This is a genomic window from Curvibacter sp. CHRR-16, assembly GCF_018474005.1.
Lineage (GTDB): Bacteria > Pseudomonadota > Gammaproteobacteria > Burkholderiales > Burkholderiaceae_C > Allorhodoferax.
The window spans coordinates 423,182-446,433 of the sequence record NZ_JAHCSH010000002.1 but is presented as its reverse complement, the minus strand read 5'-3'; the positions used below and the strand labels follow the sequence as shown (position 1 = coordinate 446,433).

Genomic DNA, 23,252 nt, shown 5'->3' with positions numbered 1-23,252 from the left:
CGAAACGGGGGCATAACCGACCATCTTAAAGATTTATGCTCAATGCGTTTATTTCTATGGATTACCAGTGTCGTTTTGTATGGAATTAGCGCGTCACTCGTCCGCCTATGAGTCCGCTGGACAAGGCTGTTCCCAGCAAGATGATGGGGCCACAGACCAGCATCCAACCTGTCACTGTTTCGCCCAGTAGCAAGACGCCATAGGCCACGCCAAAAACAGGAATGGCGTAGGTCACCGTCAGCGCCTTGGCCGGGCCGCGCCGGGCGATGAGGCGAAAAAAAATCACATAGGCAATGCCCGTGCACAGCACCCCCAGCGCCAGCAGAGCCAGCCAGGCCGATGCGCTGACTGTTTGGCTGGGCCAGTACCACAGCGTAAAGGGAAGCAGCCCTACTGCCGCGCCCACTTGGCTGCCCGTGGCCAGCACCATGGAGGGCACGCCAGCCAAATGGCGGCGTGTGAAGCTGGCCGCAATGCCGTAGAACAAACACGCCGCCAAGCTGGCCAGCACCGCCCAGCCAGTCGCAGTGCTGGCAGTACCGGAAGCCCCTCCCGATGCGCTGGGCGTGAAGCTCGATTTGCTCCATGCCAGCAACGCCACGCCCGCAAAGCCCACCAGCAAGCCCAGTACCCGCAGCCCCTGTGGTCTGTCGTGCAGCCACACCCACGCCACCACGGCACCAAACAGCGGTACTGTGGCATTGATGATGGACGTGAGCCCCGTCGGAATGCTCAAGAGCGCATAGGCAAAGCAGGCAAACGGCAGCGCCGAGTTGAGCAGGCCCACGGCGAACAGCAGTTTCCAGTGTTGGCGCAGCCCCGCAAGCTGGCCTTGGTAGGCGAGTATGGGCAGCAAAAACAGGGCCGCAATGCCCACCCGCAAACCCGCTGTGGGCAGGGCACCAAACTCCTTAGCCCCCATGCGCATGAACAAGAAAGACGAGCCCCAAATGGCTGCCAGCAGCACAAAGTCCAACACCCAAGGCGGTGTTGTTGTGGCAGACGTGGTGGCGGTAGCGGTGGTGTTGGGCGTTGTCATGCAGTGGGAGGGTGTTGGGTTTCGTGTTCGAGCAGGGCTATCTTGCGTTCCAGTCCACCAGCATAGCCCGTCAGGCTACCTTGCGCGCCCAGAACGCGGTGGCAGGGGTTGATGATGCTGATGGGGTTGCGCCCCACCGCTGCGCCCACCGCACGCATGGCCGTGGGCTTGCCTAGCTGATGGCTGATGGTCCCGTAGCTGACCGTGGTGCCATGCGGTATGCGCAATAGCTGTGCCCACACCGCTTGCTGGAAGGTGGTGCCGCCCGACAGATCCAGCGGCAAGTCAAACCGCTGGCGCAGGCCGGCAAAGTATTCGCCCAGTTGCTCGGCTGTCGCTTGCAGCACGGGGTGGGTATCCATGGTGGGCCATGCAGACCAGTCGGGTTGGTGTTGCTGGCCATCAAACCACGCGCCCACCAAAGCGTGGGTACTGGCTGCCAGTGTCATGCGCCCCAGCGGGGTGGTGATGCTGCTGCGTACCGTGTGGGGAGGGAATTTCATCACGAGGACTCTCCTGAAGGCTGTGACCAAGCGCGCACCGTGGCATAGCTGCGCCATGGTCGCCAGGTTTGCGAGGCCTGTTCGGCCGCCAAGGCGGGGCGGGGCGCGTTGCGCACGCCCAAGGCTTTTTGCAAGGCCACATCGCCCGCCGGAAAAGCATCGGGCCAGCGCAGGGCCCGCATGGCAATGTAGTGGGCTGTCCATGCGCCTATGCCGGGCAGGGTCTGCAATGCAGCCATGGTGGCGGGTACATCCGCACCGGGGTGCAGGTGCAGCTGCCCATCGGCCACGGCTGCCGCCAAGGCGCGTATGGCGTGCTGGCGCTGGCGCACGATGCCAAGGCTGCCCAAACTGTCATCACTGGCGTGGCGCAACTGCTCGGGGCTGGGGAACAGGTGGGTAAGCCCTGGCACGGGCGGGGCAGCTTGCGCTGCCTGCACAGCCAGTAGTGTGCCAAAGCGCTGCACCAAGCGGCTGCCCAGTGTGCGGGCCGCTTGCACCGTGATCTGCTGGCCCAGTATGGCGCGCACCGCCAGCTCAAAGCCATCAACCGTGCCCGGCACGCGCAGGCCCGCACCGTTGGGAAAGGTCGCCTGCAGCACGGTGTGAATGGCCTGCGGGTCGGCGTCCAAGTCCAGCAGGTGGCGCATCCGCGCCATCACCTGCGGCAGTGCGCTGGCCAGCGTGTCGCTCACGGTCATGTGCACCTCGCTGTGGGCGGGCTGTAGCTGCAGCAGCACCCAGCCTTGCAGGGGGTGGCCTGCTGCTTGCACGGTCAGGGTGCGGGCCATGCACAGGGCAGAAGCGTCCACCACCTCCACCCCCGCGAGGCTGCGTTGGGCAAAAAACTGCAGCAAGGCGGCTTCGTCCAGCGGGGGGCGGTAGGCTGCGCGCAGGCGCAAGCCTGTGGGGCTAGTGCGCGTGGCGGCTGTGCTGCTGCGCAGCGCGCGCGGCTGCAGTCGGTATTGCGCTGCAAACGCGCTGTGAAAGCGCCGCACGCTGGCAAAGCCACTGAGCAGGGCCACTTGGGCAATAGGCAGTTGCGTATCCGTCAGCAACTGTTTGGCGGTAAGCAGGCGGCGCGTTTGCAGGTACTGCAGGGGCGTGATGCCCCACTGCAGCTCAAAAATGCGGCGCAGGTGCCGCTCGCTAATGCCCAGACGCTGTGCCACCTCGCCCATGCTAGGTGCGCCGTCGCTCCAGAGCTGTGGTGCATCGAGCAACTGGGCCGCCTGTCGGGCCAGAATGGCCGATGCATCTTGCACCGACCACGTTTGCGCCCCCCAACTCGGCAATCCCGATGGGGCCAACTCAGGCCGGCAGCGCATGCAGGGCCGAAACCCCGCCGCCTCTGCCTGCGACGCGAGCGTGAAAAAACGGCAGTTCTCCGCCTTGGGGGTGCGCACCTTGCACACAGGGCGGCAGTAAATGCCGGTACTGGTCACCCCGGTGAAGAAACGCCCATCAAACCGCGCATCCCGCGCCTTGAGCGCGAGGTAGTAGCCGGCGTCATCGCTGCTGCTGGTGCTGCAGGTGGTACTGGCGGTGTTGGCGGTGGGCGAGAGGGGGCTGGGCATGCGGGCCATCATACGAAGAACGCTCTGGCGCATGCGCCGTTTTCGGACATGTGGATGCAGCGGCTTGCATCACCGTGAGCGGCTGATAAAAGCAATGGCGATGCCCATCATCAGGACGCCGCTGAGTTGGATGGCGCTCAAAGTGTTGCGGTAGACGATCCAATCCAAGGTAATGGCAGTCAATGGATACACAAACTGCAACGGGGCTATTTGTCCCGTGCTCAGTCGCCCAAACCCGGTGTAGATGAGTATGTAGGCGAGCGCTGTATGGATGATCCCGATGCAGGCCAGCCAAGCCAAGTTGCTGGCATGGATGGCCGCGCCGTGGGTCCACGGCCACCATGCCAGCAGCACGGCCCCTACGAGGCATTGCCAGGTGACGAGAGAAAGGGGGCTCATGCTGCGATTGGTTTTGGCAATCAGGGTGACCACTGCATAGGCCAAGGCGGCACCCACACACATGCACAGCCCTATCCAGTAATCCATGCTGCCGATGTGTGGGGAGGTGGTTTCTAGCAGGCCAGTGGCCAGCGCCAAGCCCACAAAGCACAGTGATGCCATCACCCATTGGATGCGTTGCAGCCGTTCACGCAAAAAAATGGCACCCAGTGCCATGGTCATGATGGGCTGGATGTGGAATACCAAGGTCGCCACAGCGATGGATGTGCGTGCCATGGCCCCAAAGAACAAGGCCCATGTGATCACCATCAGCAAACCAGTGGTGAGCGCCATGCTCCATGACCTACCGTGCAGTCGCAGCGCATGGTTGTTCCCGCTCATGCGCCCCCATGCCAGCAACGCCAGTGCACCAACGGCGCAGCGAAACCACGTGATAGTCAGTGCATCTTGCTGGGCCTCTTGGGCAAAGATGCCCAGGGTTCCAAACAACAAGCCGCCGCTGATGACCAGGGCTTTGTTGTGAAGGGGGGATGTGTTCGGGGTGTTCGATGCAGTCATGCGCCCAGTATTGGGTGGTGCATGCCTTGCGTAAAGCGGATAATTCAAACAATGAGTATTTGATTTTCAAATCATGGGTGAACCATCTATGCGCAACGATTTGCAGCTCGATTGGCTGCGTGCATTTATCACGGTGGTGGACGCTGGGTCGTTGTCTGCAGCGGCCCCCAAGCTGTACCGCTCCCAATCTGCGGTGAGCATGCAGCTGAAAAAATTGGAGGATGCGATTGGTAAACCCGTGTTGCTGCGCGGGCCTAGGTCGCTGTCACTGACTGCTACGGGCACCGATTTGGTGGCCTATGCTCGTCAGATGTTGGAGTTGCATGAGCAAACCTTGGACGCCTTGCATGGCGTCCAGTTGCAGGGGCAAATCCGATTGGGTATTCCAGACGACTATGCGGCGGCGTACATCACCCCGGTCTTGGGGGCCTTCGCGGGTCGTTATCCGGGCGTTGAAATCGAGTTGCTGTGCCAGCAGTCCACAGAGCTTTTGCCCAAGGTGAAGGAGGGAAGCTTGGATTTGGCCATAGTGACCTTGGATGACAAACAAGCAGGGGTTCATTTGTTGGATGAATCCTTGGTATGGGTCGGCTCACCACAGCATGCCATCTGGCGCAAAAATCCTTTGCCCATTGCGGCGTATGAGCAAGGATGCATGGCCAGAAAAAAGGCCTTGGCCTCGCTGGTCAAGCACCGGATACCGTACAAGTTGGTCTACCAAAGCCCTAGCGTGGTGGGGCAGTTGGCTGCGGTGGAGAGCGGGCTGGCCGTGGCCGTTTTGGTGCGATCGTGCGTGCCTGCCCATTTGCATATTTTGGGCGAGGAGCACGGTCTTCCGGCCTTGGGTTCGGTGCGGGTTGGGGTGGTGCGCAGCCAGGCATCGAAGGGCAAGCAAGCGGTCACCGCGATGCACAAGCTGATCGTGGGCATGCTGCGCAGCGGCCATTGACAGCCGCTTTTGACAAAAAAAACCCGCCCATCGTGCGATGGCGGGTGTTCCGATTCAGCCTTTATCAGTCTTGTCTTTGGTGCTTGAGGGAAACAGCCCGCGTATGACACCTAAAAATGCTGCAAGAACACTGACTGTGACACCGCTGGTCACAGCGATGATGACTTTGTCGCTGTACATCGGACGCATCTGTATTGCATTAATGATTCCATGGACCCCAAGAAGTACAAACCAAGCACAAAGACAGCCTGTTGCCATCTCATAGGCTTTTCCCGCATACCGATCTCTAAGGCCTCGATTGGCCTCCATATCTTTAACGGTTTGCTCTTGTAGTGAGTCACCTTTTTTGTCTTTGCCTTCAGGAGGGGCTTCTTCGCGAGCTTTTTGACTGGGGATCGTGTCGGGGCTGGGATTTGATGCGGGTTGCACCAAATTAGCCCAGTAACTTGAGGTTTTGGCGACTGCTTGGTCTTGAGGGCTGTTATTCACTCGCAGTCCTTCCTTTAGCCAAATATTGTCGTGTCGCTCAAAATTTCAGGGTGGGTAATGACGCTTCCGTCAGGATTGCCCTGCGCCCAGGCGGAGTTTTCTTCGTGTGTCATGGTAGACAATGTTTGAGCGTCGAACGAGCCATATGAATTGATGATCGCATCAATGAGGCCCCATGTACTTAGGTCTTCTGCAGGAACCATAGGAACAAGCACTGAATAACCTGCATCATTCATGGATAGCGTTGTCGCCTTGCGGGTAATGGGCTGATACCCAAAAGCTTTGAACTCATGATAGATGGCTGGTATGACGGGGCCATATTTCCAGCGAGCGAAATGATCATCCAATACGGGAAGACCATTTGTTCCTTTTAAATGCCATGCTTGTGCGAAGTAAAGCAATTTTTGCAATTTCATCGGGGTTAGGTTTGAAATTTTCCCCTCTTCAGCTCTCTGAATGAAAGCATTAGCTACTGCGTAAGCTGAGTAGGCCATAGCGATACCCTCCAATCAAAGGTGTATGAAAAAACAGTATTGTCTTGAATTCTATCAAGTTAGTGCATCTTCAAAAAACCCCGCCCATCGTGCGATGGCGGGGTTTTGTTTTTGCTATCAAATTAATAGCTGCTTCAGCTTGCTACATAAGCTGTAGAGCCCAATTTGATACCAAGGTTTGTTACACCAGCAAGGCGTTCACGCGCTTGACGTACTCGGCTGGATCGTCGGGCAGACCGCCTTCGGCCAGCAGCGCTTGGTCAAACAGGATGTGGGCCAAGTCGTGGAAGTGCACGCTGCCGTCGAGCTTTTTCACCAGCGCGTGCTCGGGGTTCACTTCCAGCACGGGCTTTGCGTCGGGGGCTTGTTGGCCCGCTTGTTTGAGCAAGCGCGCCAGTTGGGTGCTCATGCCGTGTTCTTGCACCACCAAGCAAGCGGGGCTGTCCACCAGGCGGGTGGTCACGCGCACGTCTTCGGCCTTGTCTTTCAGGGCTTCTTTGAGCTTGGCCAGCACGGGCTTGAAGGCTTCGGCGGCTTCCTCGGCGGCTTTCTTCTCGGCTTCGTCTTGCAGCTTGCCCAAGTCCACAGCGCCCTTGGCCACGCTTTGCAGCGGGGTGCCGTCAAATTCGTGCAGGAAGCTCAGCGACCACTCGTCCACGCGGTCGGTCATGAGCAGCACTTCGATGCCCTTTTTCTTGAACACTTCCAACTGCGGGCTGTTCTTGGCGGCGGCCAAGGTCTCGGCGGTGATGTAGTAGATGGCCTCTTGGCCTTCTTTCATGCGCGCCTTGTAGTCGGCCAAGCTGACGCTGGTCGTGTCGCTGCTGGTGCTGGCGTAGCGCAGCAGTTTGGAGAGGCGGTCGCGGTTAGCGAAGTCTTCGCCCAGACCTTCCTTCAGCACCGCGCCAAACTCGCTGTAGAACTGGCTGTACTGGCCTTGCTTGGCTTTGTCTTCTTCACTCACCACGTCGGTCACGCCTTCGGCGTTGTCGCCAGCGGCTGGCGCTTTGTCGTGCTTGGCCAAGTCTTCGAGCATGGACAGCACGCGGCGCGTGTTGCCTTCGCGGATGGCTTTCACGTCGCGGCTTTCTTGCAGCAGCTCGCGGCTCACGTTCAGGGGCAGGTCGGCGCTGTCGACCACGCCCTTCACAAAGCGCAGGTAGCTGGGCAGCAGGGCCTCGGCCTCGTCCATGATGAAGACGCGCTTCACATACAGCTTGAGGCCGCCTTTTTTGTCGCGGTTCCACAGGTCGTGCGGGGCTTTCTTGGGGATGTAGAGCAGCTGGGTGTACTCGGTCTTGCCTTCCACGCGGTTGTGGCTGTGGGTCAGCGGCGCTTCAAAGTCGTGGCTGATCTGTTTGTAGAACTCGTCGTACTGCTCTGGGGTGATATCGCCCTTGCTGCGCGTCCAGATGGCGTTGGCCTTGTTCACGGTTTCCCATTCGCCGGTTTTCACCATGCTGCCGGGCTGGTCGTTTTCGCCTTCTTTCCACTCTTCCTTTTCCATTTGGATGGGCAGGCTGATGTGGTCGGAGTATTTGTTGACGATGCCTTTGACCTTCCACGCTTGCAGGTAGTCGTGCGCGTCGTCGCGCAGGTGGAGAATGATGCTGGTGCCACGGGCTTGGCGGGTAATGGTTTCCACCTCAAAGGCGCTGCCGCTGGCACCGCCGTCGCTCACCCAGCGCACAGCTTCACTGGCCTGCAGTCCGGCGCGGCGGCTCTCCACCGTGATCTTGTCAGCCACGATAAAGCCGGAGTAAAAGCCCACGCCGAACTGACCGATGAGCTGGGAGTCTGACTTCTGGTCGCCCGTGAGCTTGCTCATGAAGTCTTTGGTGCCGCTTTTGGCGATGGTGCCTAGGTTGTCGATGGCTTCTTGCACCGACATGCCAATGCCGTTGTCGGTGATGGTCAGTGTCTTGGCGTCTTGGTCGAAGCTGATGCGCACCTTCAGTTCGCTGTCGTTCTCGTACAAGGCGCTGTTGTTCAGGGCTTCGTAGCGCAGCTTGTCGCACGCGTCAGAGGCGTTGGAAATGAGCTCGCGCAGAAAGATTTCCTGATTGGAGTACAGCGAGTGGGTCACCAGATGCAGGAGCTGGGCTACTTCGGCCTGAAAGGAATGGGTCTGTTTGCTCATGGTTTCAAACGGTTGATCGGGTTACACGGAAAAGAAAAAACCTGCCAGCCCACATGGGGGTGCTGGCAGGTTTTTCAAGAGTGCTTGTGCCGTTTGATGGAATCTTTGGCTGACGCTGGCTGTGGTTTAGCCCGGTTGGCGTGGTGCCTCGCCCCCATCTTGTGGGGGTTGAGGGGAGTTGGGGCCACCCATTTTGCCGGGGTGTCCCATGCCGGGGCCGCGTCCATCGGCTGCTTGCTCTGGGCGAGGGCCCGAAGGGGGCATGCCGGGGCCTGGCATCAGCAGCATGGGGCTGATGTCATCAAACGTTTTCTTTTGCTCGGCATCCAAGGCGCTATAGAACTTCTTGACCACAGCCTCCACCTTCTTGGCTTGCTCTTGCTGCAAGGCGTTGATTTTGGCAATGCGCTCGGGCGTGCTGAGTTTTTTCTGTGCCGCAGGATCGACGTAGTGGTAGGCGTGTGCCGTGTTCATCAGGTCTTCAAACAGCTTGGCTTGGTCGTCATTCAAGTGCAACTGGGTTTCCAGTGGCATGGGCGGTTCGCCCATCGGGGGCATAGGGGGGCGCTCTGGACCGGGGCGCACTTGAGTGCTGCCCTTTTTGCTAGGTGTGGTGGGTTGGCTGGCATTCGCCAGTTGCAGGCACAAGGCGGTAGATGCGGCCAAGCCCAATACAGCCCAAGATTTGATACGCGGTGTCATGGCAATTCCTTCCTTAGAGTGACTATGGAAGGAATATTGCCGCTGCAGTTTGGAGACTCTGCGGAGAAATTAGGCAGTTGGGGTGAATTTTTTCCAGCTTTGTGGTGGTTTTACAGCACAAACTTTTCATCTGGGCCAAGATAGCGCCATTGCCCCACGGGCAGTTCCCCCAGTCGGACGCGGCCCACTCGCACACGTTTGAGGGCCAGCACTTTCAAGCCCACCAGTTCACACATGCGGCGAATTTGGCGTTTTTTCCCTTCAGTCAGTACAAAGCGTAGCTGTTGTGGGTTTTGCCAATCCACCTTGGCGGGTTTAAGTAGCTGGCCATCCAAACTCAGACCGTGGCGCAAGCGTGCCAATTCGCTGGCCGGAAATACGCTTTGCACATCCTGCGTGGCCGGGCTGTTCTCGTCCAGCATCTGCAGCTTGCCGTGGGTGGCGGCGGCACTGTTGGCGGCCGCCAAGTTGGGGGCCCCGGTGTAGGTCACGCGCACGAGGTATTCTTTTTCCAGCTCGGCATCCTCGCCAATGATCTGGCGCGCTACCCGTCCGTCTTGGGTCAAAACCAAGAGGCCGGTGGAGTCCACATCCAAACGGCCTGCGGGCACCAGGCTGCGCAGTTGCGCGGGGTGGAATTGGATGCGGCTGCGGTCTTGGCGCCAGCGGTTGCCCGGCTGCACCAAAGTGATGGCGGGGGTGTGGCCGTCTTCGGCTTGACCGCTGACCACGCCCAGTGGTTTGTGCAGCAGCACGGTTACTTGGCGCGCTTGCTGGCCTTTGGCTGCAGGGTCAATCTCGATGCGTACACCGGGCTGCACTTGCATGCCCATGGGGGCGACCTGGCCATCTACCCGCACCCAACCGTTGGCGATCCAGTCATCGGCCTCGCGGCGCGAGGCCAAGCCGAGGTCGGCCATGTGTTTGTTCAGGCGTACGGAGCCATCGGCTTTTGGGGCTGTCGGTGCTTTGTTGCGGGCATCAGCCGACATACTCGCCGGGGCTGGTGCGCGGCGAAAACGCGGCGGGGTGGTCATGGTTTACTGCTTCTTTTCTGCGGGCTTGGCGGCTTCGGCTTTGGCCGAGCCAGCGCTGCCCATGGATTTGGTTTCTTTGCCACCAGCAGGTTCTTGGCTGGTTTGGGCTTTGGGCTTGGCCGCAGCGGGTTTGGCTTTTTTGCTGCCTTTGGCTGCAGGGTGGCCGGCAAATTCAAATACCAGTGCGTCCAGCCCTTGGGCTTTGATGTCCTTGGCGGCTTGGTCTGCCTCCGCTGGGCTGGGGTAGGGGCCTACGCGCACCCGAGTCAGGGGGCCCTTGGTGCGGGATTGCACCACGTCGGTGAAAACCGGCAAACCTGCGGCTTCCAACTTGCGAAATGCGTTGGTGCCATTGGATGCCACGGCAAACAGGCCGACGTTGACGTAATAGCCGCGCACCAAGCTGCCAGCGTCATGGGCTGGACTGGCTTTGGCGGGGCTGGCCTTCTTGCTAGTGGCTTCGCCACCCATGGGGGCTGGGCTCACCACGGGGGGAGTGGGGGCCAGTGCCACCGATTGGGTGCTCGGGCTGGCGACTTGGGCTGGCAAGGGCGATGGCGGTGTCTCTGGGAAGGTGGTGGGCTCTGGGGCGGCTGGTTTTTCAGGCTCAGCCGGGGTGGCGGGTGTTTGCGCGCTGACTTCTGGTTCAGCCTTGTTGCCCCAAGGCCAGAGTTTGCTCAAGGAAAAAGAGCTGCAACCGGTCAAGGTGACCATCAGGGCGCAGGCCGCTCCCCAGCGCAATAGGCGCATGGCATGGGTGCTGGTAGAGGGGGTGTCGGTGTGCGGCATGTGCATGTTTCTCCAGTGGCAGAGTCTGGCCTAGCGCCAATCGCGGAATGATAGCCCCATTCGAGCGCCTCTTTACGTGCGCCAGAGCACGGCTTCATTGGCTTGTAGGCTGCGGCGCAACAGGTCTAACACCGGGGCGGCACGTTGGCGCAGGCTTACGCTAGGGGGCGTAGGTTCTTCCTCGTCAGATTGCGTGGCCGCAGCCAATTGCGCCGCTTCGGCTGCAATGGCTTGCTCCAGCGCCTCAATAGCCTGCGCAATATCTTGCGTTATGACTATTCCTTCAGGTGCGTACTCGTCTTTGCCCCACAAGCGCAGTATTGGTTGTGCGGTTGAGGGCAGCAAGATGATGTCAGCGCAAGCGCGGGAGTAGAAGCGGTACAGCATGCCCCATACTAACCCCAACCAATCATGGCTATTCGTTAGGAGAAAGAAGATGCCCCAACTGCACATCCGCCGCACCCATACCTTGGGTTTAGACCAAGCCCGCTTGCTGGCCCAGCGTTGGATGGAACAAGCCCGCAGCGACTACGGCATGGAGTGTGGCTACGAACGCGGCGTGCAGCACGATGTCGTGCGCTTTGAACGGGCGGGTGTGCAAGGTACGCTGACGGTGCAAGCCAGCAGTTTTGATCTGCAGGCCGAGTTGGGTTTTTTACTCGGGGCTTTTAAGGCGCGCATCGAAGAGCAAATCACCCGCAACTTGGATGCTTTACTCCAGTGAACCAATCAATTCCACGTACTGCTGCATGGCAGCGTCGTTGCCAGTTCCTTTGACGGCACTCCACGCTTCCCACTTGGCACGCCCTACGGGGTCGGCAAAGCCGGGTTTTTTCTCTGTGTTGTCGCCCACGGTGGCTTGCTTGTAGAGGGCATAAATCTTCAGCAAGGTGCCGTTGTCAGGGCGTTGGCTCAGGTTGCGTGAATCGGCCACGGCTTTCTCAAAAGCGGCTTTCAGGTCTGACATGATGTTGTCTCTTTGTAGGATGGATTGGGCGTATCTTACGGTGTGTTTACGTTGCAGAATGGCGCCCAGACTAGGAGACAAGCGATGGCGAAAAAAACCAGCCCTGTACAGCGCGAGCGCATGAGCCAAGTGGATACCGCGTGGCTGCGCATGGATACGCCCAGCAATCTGATGATGATTGTGGGCGTTTGGGTGCTGCGCCCGGGTTTGCGTTTGGCCGAGTTGCACCAACGGGTACAGGAGCGCTTGCTGCGCTTTACCCGCTTTACCCAGCGTGTAGAAGAAGATGCCAACGGCGCGGCGTGGGTGCTGGATGCCCAGTTTGATTTAGAGCGTCATGTGGTGCAAGACAAGCTCAAACTGCGCGGTAAAACGCCCCAACAGGCTTTGCAGCAGCGTTTGGGCGACTTGGCGATGCAGCCTTTGGATCGCAAACATCCGTTGTGGCAAATCCATTTGGTGGAGCAGTACGACGGTGGCTCGGCCATGCTGGTACGCATCCACCATTGCATGGCCGATGCGGTAGCGCTGGCCACAGTGATCGAGGCGTTGGTCGATGGGGGGGTGGCCCCGGCTTTGCCAGTGGAAAAAGCCAAGAATGCCAAGCATGTGGCCCCTGCCTCTGAAGAAGCGTGGTTGTCGGACTTGCTGCTCAAGCCTTTGGTCGATTTGGCGGCCAAGGGTATGCAAAAAAGTGCTGCCAGCGGCCAATCTACGGGTGTGGATGTGGGGGCGCTGGCCTACCAAATGCTCAATGACCTGACATCGCTGGCGCTAATGCCTGACGATTCGCCCACCTTGCTCAAAGGAACGCCCGGCGGTGTCAAGCGTGTGGCGTGGTGCCCACCCATTGCGCTCGATGAGGTCAAAGCCGTGGGCAAAGCCCTGAAATGTTCGGTCAACGATGTACTGCTGGCTTGCGCTGGTGGGGCGATTGGGGCTTATCTGCGCGAGCGTGGGCAAGACCCGACGGGCAAAGAAATCCGCGTCATGGTGCCGGTGAATCTGCGCGAGGACAGCTATGCCCCGCAGCTGGGCAACCAATTTGGCTTTGCGCCCTTGTCGTTGCCCATTGCCATGGACAACCCGGTGGAACGGGTTTACACCGTGCGTGACCGCATGAACCAACTCAAGGGCAGCACCCAGCCAGCGCTGGTGTTTGGCTTGTTGGCGGTGGCGGGCCTGCTCATCAAGCCCGCGCAAGATGCATTGCTCAATCTTTTGTCACGCAAGGCAACGGCAGTCATTACCAATGTGCCTGGCCCATCGCGCAAGCACAGCATTTGTGGACGCCGTATCGAAGAGGCTTTGTTTTGGGTGCCGCAGAGTGGCTCTGTCGGCATGGGTGTGTGCATGCTGAGCTATGGCGGCGAAGTGCAGTTCGGTCTCATGACCGATGCCGGGTTGTGCCCCGATCCGCAAGCCATCATCGACGAGTTTGAACCCGAGTTCGCTCGCCTGAGCATGGTCACACTCATGCTCCCATGGGGGGAGTGAGGGCGGCCTAGCGTGGTGCTAGGGCCGCGTCAGGCTTGCGCGTTCAGGGTCTGACCGATGGTTTGGCCCATGCCATTGGTGGTGGGCTTGGGTTTGTTGTCGCTAGCGGCCACGTCAGCGGGGGCTTCCTTGGGCTTGCGGTTGGTGGATTGGGGGGACGCTGCCGTCACAGGGCTGGAGCTTTTGACGGGGCTGGCGGAGCCAGATACAGGACTGATAGCCATGGTGCTTACCTCACGAAAGTAACTGCAATGGCTGGATTGTCCTGAGTGCTGCGAAAAACTTGAGTCCAATAAGCGGGGGGAATTCCCCGCATTTCAAGCGACTGAGCGGTAGGCGCCAGCCAAGGTTTGCAGGTGACTGCGTTGCTGCGGCTCCAAATACGGCATCAACAGGTTGAGTACGTGGTAGCCCCCACGCAGCAGAGAGCTTTGCGCGCTGGCGGGTTCTAGCGCATTGCGTGGGTCGCGCACGTATTCAAAGCTGAGCCAGTAGGTGATGACCACCACCATGCTGGTCGCGCTGGCCTCCATGTCTTGGGGATCCATTTGCAGTGCCCCCGCTCGGGCCATGCACTGCAGCAGGGTGCGGATGGCGCGGGTTTTGTTTTTCAGCACCACTTGGAAATTGGTTTCCAGTTTGCGGTTTTTGCTCAGCAAGTCGTTGAGGTCGCGGTACAGGAAGCGGTACTGCCAAATCAATTCGAACAGCGTGTGCATGAAAAACCAAGCATCTTCCACATCGCGCACGCCATCGCTGGCATTAAGTACTTGGTTCAGTGCGTCTTGGTACTGGTCGAACAGGGTATTGATCAGTTCATCTTTGGCTGGGTAGTGGTAGTACAAATTGCCCGGGCTGATGTTGAGCTCGGACGAAATTAAGGTGGTGGACACATTGGGTTCACCAAAGCGGTTGAACAGCTCCAGCGTCACCTCCAGAATGCGCTGTGCCGTTCTGCGGGGGGCTTTCTTAACCATTCTTGGCTTTCTTGGCGCTGGGGGTTGCGGTGGGAGCTGTGTTTTTGCGAGCAGTCTTGCTGGCGGTTTTTTTAGCGGGTATGGCTGTTGTTGCGCTGGATGAGGCTTTGGTTGCCGCCCCTTGGGGCGTTTGCTTTTGCAAGTGGGTTACGGTTTTTTCCAACGCTTCGATGCGCTCTTGCAGTGCTTGCAATTGCTGCACTGACGGCATGCCCAGGCGTTGCAATGCCCGTGCGACGCGGTCTTCAAATATGCTTTCCAGCTTGTCCCACTGGCCGGTGCTGCGGTTGCTGATGTCACTGGCCATGGAGGACATGCGGGCGGTTACTTCGCTCAGGCGCTCTTCGGTGACTTGCTGCGTTTTGCGTTGCAGGTGCATGCCTTCTTTGACCAGGCTTTCGAAAGCCTTGTTTCCTTCCGCTTGTGCCCGCGCAAATGCCCCTAGGCCTGCTTGCCAAATTTGCTGGGCCGACTCTTTGATGGTGTTGCTAAATTGGTCGCTGCTGGGGGGGCTTTTTTTGGCCATGGTGTCTCCTATCGGGCAAGGTGCGCGCATTATGGGCATGGCTGTGCTGCTGCACAATGCGGCCTAGTGCTATTTGTTCCAACAGAAGACCCTCAACGCGCATGACACAAAACACTTTGTCCCAAGCTATTTCCCAAGGTGATCAAGCGCAGGTGCTGGCTGCAGCCCTGCCTTTTATTCGCCAGTACCAAAACAAAACCATGGTCGTGAAGTACGGTGGCAACGCCATGACCGACCCTGCCTTGCAGAAAGCCTTCGCCCAAGACGTGGTAATGCTGCAGATGCTGGGCATTCGGCCCGTGGTGGTGCATGGTGGGGGGCCGCAAATTGAAGGCTTGCTGGGCCGCTTGGGTAAGAAAGGCGAGTTTGTGCAAGGCATGCGCGTGACCGACGCCGAAACCATGGAAGTGGTGGAGTGGGTGTTGGCAGGCGAAGTGCAGCAAGACATCGTGGGTTTTATCAACCAAGCTGGCGGGCGCGGTGTCGGTTTAAGCGGTCGTGATGGAGCCATGATCCAAGCGCGCCGCTTGCAGTTGGCCGATCAGCAAAACCCCGGCCAGTTTCTGGATGTTGGTCAAGTGGGGGATATCACTGCGGTGGATGTCTCTTTCTTGCGTGCCGTGCAGGCAGCAGGATGCATCCCGGTGGTCAGCCCCATTGGCTACGGTGAGCAAGGCGAGAGCTACAACATCAATGCCGATGTGGTGGCCGCCCGTTTGGCCAAAGAGCTGCAAGCCGAAAAGCTGCTCATGCTGACCAACATCGCGGGCGTGCTGGACAAAGCTGGTCAGCTACTGACCCAGCTAACGGCCCAGCGCATTGACGAGTTGTGTGCCGATGGCACCATCAGCGGCGGCATGATTCCCAAGATCGCAGGGGCATTGGATGCCGCCAAGTCCGGTGTGCAGTCGGTACACATCATCGATGGGCGTGTGCCGCATGTGCTGCTGCTGGAGCTGTTGACCAGCAATGCATTGGGCACCATGATCAGCGCCTGACGTTGCCCAGTTGGGCCTCGCCCAGCGGAATCTAGGGTTAACCCGAATAACCCCTAGAAGGTGGGCTCTAGAAAACACAGCCACCCACACCGCGAAACGGAAATGCAGCAAAATAGCACGATCGTTCTATTTAGTGTGTTCCCGTTTCCATGCCAATCTCCTCCACGACCACGCCACACGACGCAGCCCCTCAGCCGCGCGGACGCGGTCGTGCCAGTGCCAAGGGGTTGCACACCCGCCAGTTGGTGCTCGATTCAGCTTTGTCCTTGGCCACCCGCATTGGCTTGGAGGGTTTGAGCATAGGGGCCGTGGCCGAGGCCGCGCAGATGAGCAAATCGGGTGTTTTTGCCCATTTCGGTTCACGCGAAGAACTGCAAATTTCGGTGGTGCGGGAGTATTTCCGCGCTTTTGAGCAAGAGGTTTTCTTTCCCGCCATCCAAGCACCACGCGGCCTGCCCCGCTTGCGCAGTTTGTTCACGCATTGGATGAAGCGCGTGGCGCAAGAGATCCAATCGGGGTGCATTTTTATCAGCGGAGCGGTGGACTTTGATGATCGCCCCGGCCCGGTGCGCGATGCTTTGGCCGAGTCGGCGCAAATCTGGCTCAATGCAGTGACACGGGCCATTGCGCAAGCCAAGGACTGCGGCCATTTGCGTGCCGACACCGATGAACACCTGATGACTTTTGAGATCCACGGCCTGATTTTGGCCTTGCATTACGAAGCCCGTTTTTTGCAGTCCCCTGGCTCTATTGCACGTGCAGAGCTGGGGTTTGCCAACCTGTTGCAGCGCTATGCCACAGCGGCAGCTGCGTCCCTAAACTGACCTGAGGAGAGAGACCATGCCAAGCTATAACCCACCCCTGCGCGATATCCAATTTGTGCTGCACGAAGTGCTGCAAGTAACGCAGGAACTGGCGCAAATCCCCAAACATGCCGACATGGATGCCGATACCATCAATGCGGTGTTAGAAGAGGGCGGTAAGTTTGCAGCGGAAGTGGCGTTTCCCTTGAATTTGAGTGGCGACCAAGAGGGCTGCCACTATGACCGTGACAGCCACAATGTGACCACACCCAAGGGCTTTAAAGAAGCCTATGCCCAGTACGTGCAAGGTGGATGGGCTGCGCTGTCGTGCGATCCTGAGTTCGGTGGCCAAGGCCTGCCTTTTGTGGTCAATGGCCAGTTCTATGAAATGCTCAACAGTGCCAACCAAGCGTGGACCATGTACCCCGGCCTGAGCCACGGTGCCTACGAGTGTTTGCTGGCGCACGGCACGCCCGAGCAGAAAAACCTGTACTTGCCCAAGCTGACCAGTGGTGAGTGGACTGGCACCATGTGCCTGACAGAGCCCCATTGCGGTACCGACCTGGGCCTGCTGCGCACCAAGGCCGAACCCCAGGCCGATGGCAGCTACAAGATCACCGGCCAGAAAATCTTCATCAGCGCTGGCGAGCACGACATGGCCGAAAACATCGTCCACCTCGTGTTGGCCCGTTTGCCCGATGCGCCTGAGGGCAGCAAAGGCATCAGCCTGTTTGTCGTGCCCAAGTTCAACGTGGCAGCGGACGGTAGCATCGGTGAGCGCAACACCATTTACTGCGGTGGCATCGAGCACAAAATGGGCATCCATGGCAATTCCACCTGCCAGATGGTGCTCGACGGCGCGGTCGGTACGCTGGTCGGCCAGCCGCACAAGGGTTTGGCAGCTATGTTTGTGATGATGAATGCCGCCCGCTTGGGCGTAGGCAACCAGTCTTTGGGCTTGACCGAGGTGGCCTACCAAAACGCCTTGGCCTATGCCAAAGACCGCATTCAGATGCGCAGCCTGACAGGTGCCAAGGCCAAGGACAAGCCTGCTGATCCCATCATCGTTCACCCCGATGTGCGCAAGATGCTGCTCACCGCCAAAGCCTATGCCGAAGGGGGACGCGCGCTGCAAGCCTTTTGCGCACTGTTGCTGGACAAAGAGTTGCACCACCCTGATGAGAAAGTGCGCAAAGACTCCGCCGAAATGCTGGCCTTGCTTACCCCCATCGTGAAAGCCTTCCTGACCGACAACGGCATGCAAGCCACCATCCTGTGCCAGCAGGTGTTTGGCGGCCACGGTTACATCAAAGAATGGGGCATGGAGCAGTACGTGCGCGATGCCCGCATCAACATGATTTACGAAGGCACCAACACCATCCAGAGCCTGGACTTGCTGGGCCGCAAGGTGCTGTCCAACAACGGCGCTACGCTGAAAAAGTTTGGCAAGCTGATTGGCAAGCTGGTGGAAGAAGAGGGCGTGAACGAGAAGATGGCCGAGTTCATCAACCCCATTGCCTACCTGGGGGACCAGATGACCAAGTTCACCACCGAGATTGGCTTCAAAGGCATGCAAAACCCCGATGAGGTGGGTGCCGCTGCGGTGGACTACTTGCGTGTGGCAGGCCACTTGGTGTTTGGCTACTTCTTTGCCCGCATGGCCCAAGTGGCACTGCGCCAAATCGCAGCGGGAAACACCGATCCCTTCTACCAAGCCAAGCTGCAAACAGCGCGCTTTTACTTTGCCAAGCTGTTCCCCGAGACCACCATGCTGATGCGCACCGCCCGTGCTGGTAGCCGCGTGCTGATGGACACCGACGCAGTATTTGCTTAACCGCCCACCCCTGATGGCAACCGAGGAGACATACATGCATATATACAAGGTTGGCAGCACAGTGAAATGGCTGAGCGCCGCAGCGGCGCTGTGGCTGGGCGCAGTGGCCCATGCCCAAATGACGCCGGTGGGCGCTTGGAACACCATTGACGACAAGACCGGTGAGGTCAAGTCGGAGGTGGTGATCGTGGATACCAATGGCGTGCTCAGTGGCAAGGTCAACAAAGTGCTGAGCAAAACCGCCAAACCCGACGCGCTGTGCGATGCCTGCACCGATGAGCGCAAGGGCAAGCCTCTGCTGGGGCTGGAAATCATCCGTGGCCTGAAGAAAACCGAGGGCGAGGATTTGTGGGAGGCCGGACAAATCCTTGACCCTGAAAGTGGCAAAACTTATACCCTGCGCGTGCGTCCGCTAGAGGATGGCAAGAAGCTGCAGGTACGGGGCTATATCGGCCCCTTCTACCGCACCCAAGTGTGGGTGCGGGCGCAATAAACCAAAGCACACCAAAGCTCAACAGCAAAAGGAACATCACACATGTCCCGTTTCCAAGTTCGCAAAGTCGCCGTTTTAGGCGCTGGGGTGATGGGGGCGCAGATCGCCGCCCATCTGGTCAACGTCAAAGTACCCGTGGTGCTGTTTGACCTGCCCGCTAAGGAAGGTCCCAAAAACGGCATCGTCACCAAGGCGGTGGACAACCTCAAAAAGCTCAAGCCCGCGCCACTGGGTGTGCCCGAAGACGCCGCGCTGATTGGCCAAGCCAACTACGAGGAGCACTTGGAGCAACTGCGTGATTGCGACCTCATCATCGAGGCCATTGCCGAACGCATGGACTGGAAACTCGACCTGTACAAAAAGATCGCGCCGTTTGTTGCCGAGCACGCCATCGTGGCCTCCAACACCTCGGGCTTGTCTATCACCAAGCTGTCCGAAGTGCTGCCCGAGAGCATCAAGCCGCGCTTTTGCGGCATCCACTTCTTCAACCCACCCCGCTACATGGCGTTGGTGGAGCTGATCAACACTCCCACCACCCAAGCGGCCATCTTGGACGACTTGGAAACCTTTGTGACCAGCGCGCTGGGCAAGGGCGTGGTGCGCGCCAAAGACTCCCCCAACTTCATTGCCAACCGCATCGGTATTGCGGGCATGTTGGCCACCATGAAGGAGGTGGAAAACTTCGGTCTGACCTACGACGTGGTGGATGACCTCACTGGCAAAAAGCTGGGCCGGGCTTCCTCGGGCACTTTCCGCACCGCCGATGTGGTGGGCTTGGATACCATGGCCCACGTGGTCAAGACGCTGCAAGACACCCTGTCGCTGGAGACCGATCCTTTCTACGAGAGTTTTGCCACGCCTGCAGTGCTCAAAGCCTTGATTGAGAAGGGCCACCTGGGCCAAAAGACCAAGGCAGGTTTCTTCAAGAAAGTGGGGCGCGACATCCTGCGCTTCAACCCTCAGAGCGGGGACTACGAAGCCGGTGGCGAGAAGGCCGACGAGGTGTACGCCCGCATGCTCAAAAAACCTGCAGCGGAGCGTCTGAAACTGCTGCGCAACAGCGAAGGCCCGCAAGGCCAGTTCGTCTGGGCGGTGCTGCGCAACAGCTTCCACTACGCAGCGGTGCATTTGGCATCGATTGCCGACAATGCCCGCGACTTGGATTTCTGCATGCGCTGGGGTTTTGGCATGAAGCAAGGCCCCTTTGAGTTGTGGCAAGAAGCGGGCTGGCTGGAAGTGGCCCAGATGGTGCAAGAAGACATCGATGCTGGCAAAGCGTTGTGCAAAGAGCCGCTGCCAAAGTGGGTGTTTGAAGGCCCTGTAGCGCAGGCGGGTGGCGTCCATACAGCCCAAGGCTCGTGGAACCCCACCACAGGCCAGTTCGTGCCCGTGCGCAACCTGCCCGTGTACCAGCGCCAGCACTTCCCCGAGACCGTGCTGGGCCTGCAAGCGCCCGATGCCACCCAGGCGGGCACTACCGTGTTCGAAGACGATGCGATTCGCCTGTGGACGCTCGAAGGCGATGTGCTGATTGCCACCATCAAGACCAAGATGCACACCATTGGCGGTGAGGTCATAGAAGGCTTGCTGCAAGCGCAAGCGCTGGCCGAGGAAAAATACCAAGGGCTGGTGATCTGGTCGCCCGATGAAATGTTCTCCGCCGGGGCCGATCTGCAAGGCATGATGCCCGTGTTCGTGGCCGGTGGCGCTGCTGCCGTAGAAGAGATGGAAAAAGGCCTGCAAGAGACGGTGCTCAAGCTGCGCTATTCCAACGTGCCGGTGATCTCGGCCATCCGCGGTATCGCCCTGGGCGGTGGCTGCGAGCTGGCGGTCTACTCCAGCAAGCGCGTGGTGGCCATGGAGAGCTACATTGGCTTGGTCGAGGTGGGCGTGGGGCTGATCCCCGGTGCCGGTGGCCTCACCTACATCGCCCGCCGCGCTGCAGAAAACATGGCTCTGTCCACCAGCAAAGACGTGCTGCCTTTCTTGACCGAAGGTTTTACCGCTGCGGCCATGGCCAAGGTGGGTACCAGTGCGCTGGAGAGTCGCAAACTGGGCTACTTGCTCGACAGCGACGTGGTGGTGCCGCACAAGGATGAACTGCTGTTTGTCGCCATCAACGAAGCCAAGGCGCTTTACGCTGCAGGCTACCGTGCGCCGCACAAGCGCTTGTTCCCTGTGGCGGGCCGCAATGCCATCGCCACGGTGAAGGCGCAGCTGGTCAACATGCGCGATGGGGGCTTCATCAGCCAGCACGATTTCCACATCGGCAGCCTGATTGCCGAGGTGGTGTGCGGTGGTGATGTGGATGCTGGTTCCTTGGTGAGCGAGGAATACCTCATGGCGCTGGAGCGCAAGGCCTTCTGTAGCCTGGTAACCCATCCCAAAACCCAAGAACGCATCATGGGCATGATGTCCACAGGCAAGCCCGTACGCAACTGACCCGACCGGAGACACACATGAAACAAGTGCAAGACGCATACATCGTTGCTGCAACACGCACGCCTATTGGCCGTTCCGGACGCGGGTATTTCAAGAACACCCGCCCTGACGACTTGCTGGTGGCTGCCATCCAAAGTGCCATGTTGCAAGTGCCCACACTGGATCCCAAGGCGATTGAAGACGCCATCATTGGCTGCTCCTTCCCTGAAGGCGAGCAGGGCATGAACATGGCCCGCATGGCCGTGGGTTTGGCCTTCAACCATCCTGTGGGCGGGGTGACTGTCAACCGTTTTTGCGCCTCGGGCGTGACCGCCATCCAAATGGCTGCAGACCGCATCCGCGTGGGTGAGGCCGACGTCCTGATTGCGGGCGGTGCCGAATCCATGAGCTTGGTGCCCATGGGCGGTGGCAAACCATCCTTCAACCCCGAGGTCTTTAGCCGTGACGAAAACGTGGGCATCGCCTACGGCATGGGGCTGACGGCTGAAAAAGTAGCCCAGCAGTGGAAAGTGACGCGCGAGATGCAAGACGCTTTTGCGCTGGAGTCACACCTGCGTGCCGTGAAAGCGCAGCAAGCGGGCGAGTTCGCCGACGAGATCACCCCGTTTGAGGTGGTCGATCGCGTACCCGACTTGGCCACGGGCGAAGTCAAAACCAAAAAACGCACGGTCAACCTGGACGAAGGCCCACGCCCCGATACCACGCTGGAAGCCTTGGGCAAACTCAAGCCCGTGTTTGCCGCGCGTGGCAGCGTGACGGCTGGCAACAGCTCGCAAACCAGCGATGGCGCTGGTGCCTTGATTTTGGCCAGTGAAAAAGCCGTCAAGCAATTTGGACTGACCCCCTTGGCCCGTTTCGTGAGCTACGCCGCCCGTGGTGTGCCACCCGAAATCATGGGTATTGGGCCGATTGAAGCCATTCCGGCTGCTTTGCGCTATGCCGGCATCAACAGCCAAGACATTGACTGGTATGAACTCAACGAGGCATTTGCTGCCCAGTCCTTGGCGGTCATCAACACGCTGGGCCTAGACCCCGCCAAGGTCAACCCCATGGGCGGGGCCATTGCATTGGGTCACCCCTTGGGTGCTACCGGTGCCATCCGCGCCGCCACCGTGGTGCATGCGCTGCGCCGCCACAACCTGAAGTACGGCATGGTGACCATGTGCGTGGGCACAGGCCAAGGCGCTGCCGGTATTTTTGAGCGCGTGTAAGGTCGATTGGGTGCATACGCTGGACCAAGCACTGACCCTGACTGCATTGCAGCACGAGGCCGACGGCACCGTGCGCTGGCAGGGCCACACCCATCCGGGATACGCCAATATGGTGGGCCCGTATGGGGGCGTGACGGCGGCCCAAATGCTGCAAGCCGCTTGGCTGCACCCGCAGCGCTTGGGTGAGCCCGTCAGCCTAACGGTGAACTTTTGCGCAGCGGTGGCAGACGGGGCGTTCACCATCGTGGCGCAACCGGTGGTAACCAATCGCTCCACCCAGCACTGGATGTTGCGCATGGAGCAGGATGGCAAAGTGGTGACGACGGCCACCGCCGTCACAGCCCTGCGCCGCGATACATGGGCCGATGATGAAACCAAGATGCCCGTGGTGCCGGCTCCCGAGCAGGTGCCCATGCCCCGCATGCTGCTGGACAGGCCCTTTCTCTCGCGTTATGAATGGCGTGTGATGCAGGGTTCGCCATTGACCGAGCTCGGCACCACCAGCGATACGAGCCTTACCCGCCTGTGGGTGCGCGATATCCCACCACGTCCGATGGACTTTGCGGGTTTGGCGGCGATGGCCGATATGTTCTTCCCCCGCGTGTACTCGCGCCGGGCGCTCATGGTGCCCACGGGCACGGTGTCCATCACGGTATATTTCCATGCCAGCGGCGAGCAGCTACAGCAGCATGGTATGGGCTATGTGTTGGGGCAGGTGCAAGGGCAGGGCTTTCGCCATGGCTTTTTTGACCATGTGGCCCAGCTTTGGAGCCAAAGCGGCAGCCTGCTGGCCACCACGCACCAAATCGTTTACTACAAAGAATGAAC

25 protein-coding genes are annotated in these 23,252 nt (G+C 59.3%); 10 read left to right on the top strand and 15 right to left on the bottom strand.

What is annotated here, in order from left to right:
• Positions 1–85 precede the first annotated feature (85 nt).
• The 4 genes from KIK84_RS05645 to KIK84_RS05630 form a co-directional block, all read right to left on the bottom strand.
• Complete coding sequence (locus tag KIK84_RS05645; RefSeq protein WP_214122058.1) at positions 86–1,039, bottom strand: DMT family transporter; 954 nt, start codon at positions 1,037–1,039, stop codon at positions 86–88.
• A complete protein-coding gene (locus tag KIK84_RS05640) occupies positions 1,036–1,542 on the bottom strand; it encodes a methylated-DNA--[protein]-cysteine S-methyltransferase (RefSeq protein WP_214122057.1) in 507 nt (168 codons plus the stop codon). The genes KIK84_RS05645 and KIK84_RS05640 overlap by 4 nt, the downstream gene beginning before the upstream one ends.
• Entirely contained in the window at positions 1,542–3,119 is a 1,578-nt protein-coding gene (locus tag KIK84_RS05635; protein WP_214122056.1) for a DNA-3-methyladenine glycosylase 2 family protein, read from the bottom strand. The genes KIK84_RS05640 and KIK84_RS05635 overlap by 1 nt, the downstream gene beginning before the upstream one ends.
• 69 nt (positions 3,120–3,188) lie before the next feature.
• Entirely contained in the window at positions 3,189–4,076 is an 888-nt protein-coding gene (locus KIK84_RS05630) for a DMT family transporter (RefSeq protein ID WP_214122055.1), read from the bottom strand.
• Between the two features lie 73 nt (positions 4,077–4,149).
• Between KIK84_RS05630 and KIK84_RS05625 the strand changes: the two genes are divergently transcribed.
• Positions 4,150–5,025, top strand: coding sequence for a LysR family transcriptional regulator (locus KIK84_RS05625; RefSeq protein WP_250207770.1), 876 nt, complete (start codon positions 4,150–4,152; stop codon positions 5,023–5,025).
• Between the two features lie 54 nt (positions 5,026–5,079).
• Here KIK84_RS05625 and KIK84_RS05620 read toward each other — a convergent pair whose 3' ends face one another.
• The 7 genes from KIK84_RS05620 to KIK84_RS05590 form a co-directional block, all read right to left on the bottom strand.
• On the bottom strand, positions 5,080–5,514 hold the full coding sequence (locus KIK84_RS05620) for a hypothetical protein (protein ID WP_214122054.1): 435 nt from the start codon (positions 5,512–5,514) through the stop codon (positions 5,080–5,082).
• A gap of 14 nt (positions 5,515–5,528) precedes the next feature.
• On the bottom strand, positions 5,529–6,008 hold the full coding sequence (locus KIK84_RS05615; RefSeq protein ID WP_214122053.1) for a Panacea domain-containing protein: 480 nt from the start codon (positions 6,006–6,008) through the stop codon (positions 5,529–5,531).
• A 181-nt stretch (positions 6,009–6,189) separates the two neighbouring features.
• Positions 6,190–8,148: a molecular chaperone HtpG gene (gene htpG / locus KIK84_RS05610; protein ID WP_214122052.1), complete on the bottom strand. Its 1,959-nt coding sequence runs from the start codon at positions 8,146–8,148 to the stop codon at positions 6,190–6,192.
• Between the two features lie 126 nt (positions 8,149–8,274).
• Positions 8,275–8,850, bottom strand: coding sequence for a Spy/CpxP family protein refolding chaperone (locus KIK84_RS05605; protein WP_214122051.1), 576 nt, complete (start codon positions 8,848–8,850; stop codon positions 8,275–8,277).
• Between the two features lie 110 nt (positions 8,851–8,960).
• The gene (locus tag KIK84_RS05600; protein ID WP_214122050.1) at positions 8,961–9,887 is read right to left on the bottom strand and encodes a pseudouridine synthase; all 927 of its coding nucleotides are present in this window, start codon (positions 9,885–9,887) and stop codon (positions 8,961–8,963) included.
• A 3-nt stretch (positions 9,888–9,890) separates the two neighbouring features.
• Entirely contained in the window at positions 9,891–10,676 is a 786-nt protein-coding gene (locus KIK84_RS05595; protein WP_214122048.1) for an SPOR domain-containing protein, read from the bottom strand.
• Between the two features lie 72 nt (positions 10,677–10,748).
• Positions 10,749–11,063 (bottom strand): DUF1840 family protein, encoded by a 315-nt coding sequence (locus KIK84_RS05590; RefSeq protein WP_214122047.1) that lies wholly within the window; start codon positions 11,061–11,063, stop codon positions 10,749–10,751.
• 49 nt (positions 11,064–11,112) lie between these two features.
• Between KIK84_RS05590 and KIK84_RS05585 the strand changes: the two genes are divergently transcribed.
• Positions 11,113–11,400 (top strand): polyhydroxyalkanoic acid system family protein, encoded by a 288-nt coding sequence (locus KIK84_RS05585; protein ID WP_214122045.1) that lies wholly within the window; start codon positions 11,113–11,115, stop codon positions 11,398–11,400.
• Here the strand turns inward: KIK84_RS05585 and KIK84_RS05580 are convergent.
• Positions 11,389–11,643 carry an acyl-CoA-binding protein gene (locus tag KIK84_RS05580; RefSeq protein WP_214122044.1) on the bottom strand — a complete coding sequence of 85 codons (255 nt, stop codon included), beginning with the start codon at positions 11,641–11,643 and terminating at the stop codon, positions 11,389–11,391. The genes KIK84_RS05585 and KIK84_RS05580 overlap by 12 nt on opposite strands.
• Before the next feature lie 84 nt (positions 11,644–11,727).
• Here KIK84_RS05580 and KIK84_RS05575 point away from each other — a divergent pair, with 84 nt between their 5' ends.
• Complete coding sequence (locus tag KIK84_RS05575; RefSeq protein ID WP_250207769.1) at positions 11,728–13,140, top strand: wax ester/triacylglycerol synthase family O-acyltransferase; 1,413 nt, start codon at positions 11,728–11,730, stop codon at positions 13,138–13,140.
• Between the two features lie 29 nt (positions 13,141–13,169).
• Here the strand turns inward: KIK84_RS05575 and KIK84_RS05570 are convergent, their stop codons facing one another.
• From KIK84_RS05570 to KIK84_RS05560, 3 genes are all read right to left on the bottom strand, one after another.
• Entirely contained in the window at positions 13,170–13,364 is a 195-nt protein-coding gene (locus tag KIK84_RS05570; RefSeq protein ID WP_214122042.1) for a hypothetical protein, read from the bottom strand.
• A 93-nt stretch (positions 13,365–13,457) separates the two neighbouring features.
• A complete protein-coding gene (locus tag KIK84_RS05565; protein ID WP_214122040.1) occupies positions 13,458–14,117 on the bottom strand; it encodes a TetR/AcrR family transcriptional regulator in 660 nt (219 codons plus the stop codon).
• Positions 14,110–14,643: a phasin family protein gene (locus KIK84_RS05560; RefSeq protein ID WP_214122038.1), complete on the bottom strand. Its 534-nt coding sequence runs from the start codon at positions 14,641–14,643 to the stop codon at positions 14,110–14,112. Before KIK84_RS05560 ends, KIK84_RS05565 begins: the two co-directional genes overlap by 8 nt.
• Before the next feature lie 101 nt (positions 14,644–14,744).
• Between KIK84_RS05560 and argB the strand changes: the two genes are divergently transcribed.
• The 7 genes from argB to KIK84_RS05525 all read left to right on the top strand — a co-directional run bounded on the left by argB (position 14,745) and on the right by KIK84_RS05525 (position 23,250).
• Complete coding sequence (gene argB / locus KIK84_RS05555) at positions 14,745–15,641, top strand: acetylglutamate kinase (protein ID WP_214122037.1); 897 nt, start codon at positions 14,745–14,747, stop codon at positions 15,639–15,641.
• Between the two features lie 149 nt (positions 15,642–15,790).
• A complete protein-coding gene (locus tag KIK84_RS05550) occupies positions 15,791–16,465 on the top strand; it encodes a TetR/AcrR family transcriptional regulator (RefSeq protein ID WP_214122036.1) in 675 nt (224 codons plus the stop codon).
• 16 nt (positions 16,466–16,481) lie between these two features.
• Positions 16,482–18,278: an acyl-CoA dehydrogenase C-terminal domain-containing protein gene (locus KIK84_RS05545; RefSeq protein ID WP_214122035.1), complete on the top strand. Its 1,797-nt coding sequence runs from the start codon at positions 16,482–16,484 to the stop codon at positions 18,276–18,278.
• 34 nt (positions 18,279–18,312) lie between these two features.
• The gene (locus tag KIK84_RS05540; protein WP_214122034.1) at positions 18,313–18,771 is read left to right on the top strand and encodes a DUF2147 domain-containing protein; all 459 of its coding nucleotides are present in this window, start codon (positions 18,313–18,315) and stop codon (positions 18,769–18,771) included.
• Between the two features lie 42 nt (positions 18,772–18,813).
• The gene (locus KIK84_RS05535) at positions 18,814–21,213 is read left to right on the top strand and encodes a 3-hydroxyacyl-CoA dehydrogenase/enoyl-CoA hydratase family protein (RefSeq protein ID WP_214122033.1); all 2,400 of its coding nucleotides are present in this window, start codon (positions 18,814–18,816) and stop codon (positions 21,211–21,213) included.
• Between the two features lie 17 nt (positions 21,214–21,230).
• A complete protein-coding gene (locus tag KIK84_RS05530; RefSeq protein WP_214122032.1) occupies positions 21,231–22,424 on the top strand; it encodes an acetyl-CoA C-acyltransferase in 1,194 nt (397 codons plus the stop codon).
• The gene (locus KIK84_RS05525; RefSeq protein ID WP_250207768.1) at positions 22,411–23,250 is read left to right on the top strand and encodes an acyl-CoA thioesterase; all 840 of its coding nucleotides are present in this window, start codon (positions 22,411–22,413) and stop codon (positions 23,248–23,250) included. The genes KIK84_RS05530 and KIK84_RS05525 overlap by 14 nt, the downstream gene beginning before the upstream one ends.
• The last annotated feature ends 2 nt before the right edge of the window (positions 23,251–23,252 follow it).

Bases quoted from the DNA above. Each gene is read 5' to 3' on its own strand.
- KIK84_RS05645 (WP_214122058.1), bottom strand. From the start codon at position 1,039: ATGACAACGCCCAACACCACCGCTACCGCCACCACGTCTGCCACAACA.
- KIK84_RS05640 (WP_214122057.1), bottom strand. From the start codon at position 1,542: ATGAAATTCCCTCCCCACACGGTACGCAGCAGCATCACCACCCCGCTG.
- KIK84_RS05635 (WP_214122056.1), bottom strand. From the start codon at position 3,119: ATGCCCAGCCCCCTCTCGCCCACCGCCAACACCGCCAGTACCACCTGC.
- KIK84_RS05630 (WP_214122055.1), bottom strand. From the start codon at position 4,076: ATGACTGCATCGAACACCCCGAACACATCCCCCCTTCACAACAAAGCC.
- KIK84_RS05625 (WP_250207770.1), top strand. From the start codon at position 4,150: ATGGGTGAACCATCTATGCGCAACGATTTGCAGCTCGATTGGCTGCGT.
- KIK84_RS05615 (WP_214122053.1), bottom strand. From the start codon at position 6,008: ATGGCCTACTCAGCTTACGCAGTAGCTAATGCTTTCATTCAGAGAGCT.
- htpG (WP_214122052.1), bottom strand. From the start codon at position 8,148: ATGAGCAAACAGACCCATTCCTTTCAGGCCGAAGTAGCCCAGCTCCTG.
- KIK84_RS05605 (WP_214122051.1), bottom strand. From the start codon at position 8,850: ATGACACCGCGTATCAAATCTTGGGCTGTATTGGGCTTGGCCGCATCT.
- KIK84_RS05600 (WP_214122050.1), bottom strand. From the start codon at position 9,887: ATGACCACCCCGCCGCGTTTTCGCCGCGCACCAGCCCCGGCGAGTATG.
- KIK84_RS05595 (WP_214122048.1), bottom strand. From the start codon at position 10,676: ATGCCGCACACCGACACCCCCTCTACCAGCACCCATGCCATGCGCCTA.
- KIK84_RS05590 (WP_214122047.1), bottom strand. From the start codon at position 11,063: ATGCTGTACCGCTTCTACTCCCGCGCTTGCGCTGACATCATCTTGCTG.
- KIK84_RS05585 (WP_214122045.1), top strand. From the start codon at position 11,113: ATGCCCCAACTGCACATCCGCCGCACCCATACCTTGGGTTTAGACCAA.
- KIK84_RS05580 (WP_214122044.1), bottom strand. From the start codon at position 11,643: ATGTCAGACCTGAAAGCCGCTTTTGAGAAAGCCGTGGCCGATTCACGC.
- KIK84_RS05575 (WP_250207769.1), top strand. From the start codon at position 11,728: ATGGCGAAAAAAACCAGCCCTGTACAGCGCGAGCGCATGAGCCAAGTG.
- KIK84_RS05570 (WP_214122042.1), bottom strand. From the start codon at position 13,364: ATGGCTATCAGTCCTGTATCTGGCTCCGCCAGCCCCGTCAAAAGCTCC.
- KIK84_RS05565 (WP_214122040.1), bottom strand. From the start codon at position 14,117: ATGGTTAAGAAAGCCCCCCGCAGAACGGCACAGCGCATTCTGGAGGTG.
- KIK84_RS05560 (WP_214122038.1), bottom strand. From the start codon at position 14,643: ATGGCCAAAAAAAGCCCCCCCAGCAGCGACCAATTTAGCAACACCATC.
- argB (WP_214122037.1), top strand. From the start codon at position 14,745: ATGACACAAAACACTTTGTCCCAAGCTATTTCCCAAGGTGATCAAGCG.
- KIK84_RS05550 (WP_214122036.1), top strand. From the start codon at position 15,791: ATGCCAATCTCCTCCACGACCACGCCACACGACGCAGCCCCTCAGCCG.
- KIK84_RS05545 (WP_214122035.1), top strand. From the start codon at position 16,482: ATGCCAAGCTATAACCCACCCCTGCGCGATATCCAATTTGTGCTGCAC.
- KIK84_RS05540 (WP_214122034.1), top strand. From the start codon at position 18,313: ATGCATATATACAAGGTTGGCAGCACAGTGAAATGGCTGAGCGCCGCA.
- KIK84_RS05535 (WP_214122033.1), top strand. From the start codon at position 18,814: ATGTCCCGTTTCCAAGTTCGCAAAGTCGCCGTTTTAGGCGCTGGGGTG.
- KIK84_RS05530 (WP_214122032.1), top strand. From the start codon at position 21,231: ATGAAACAAGTGCAAGACGCATACATCGTTGCTGCAACACGCACGCCT.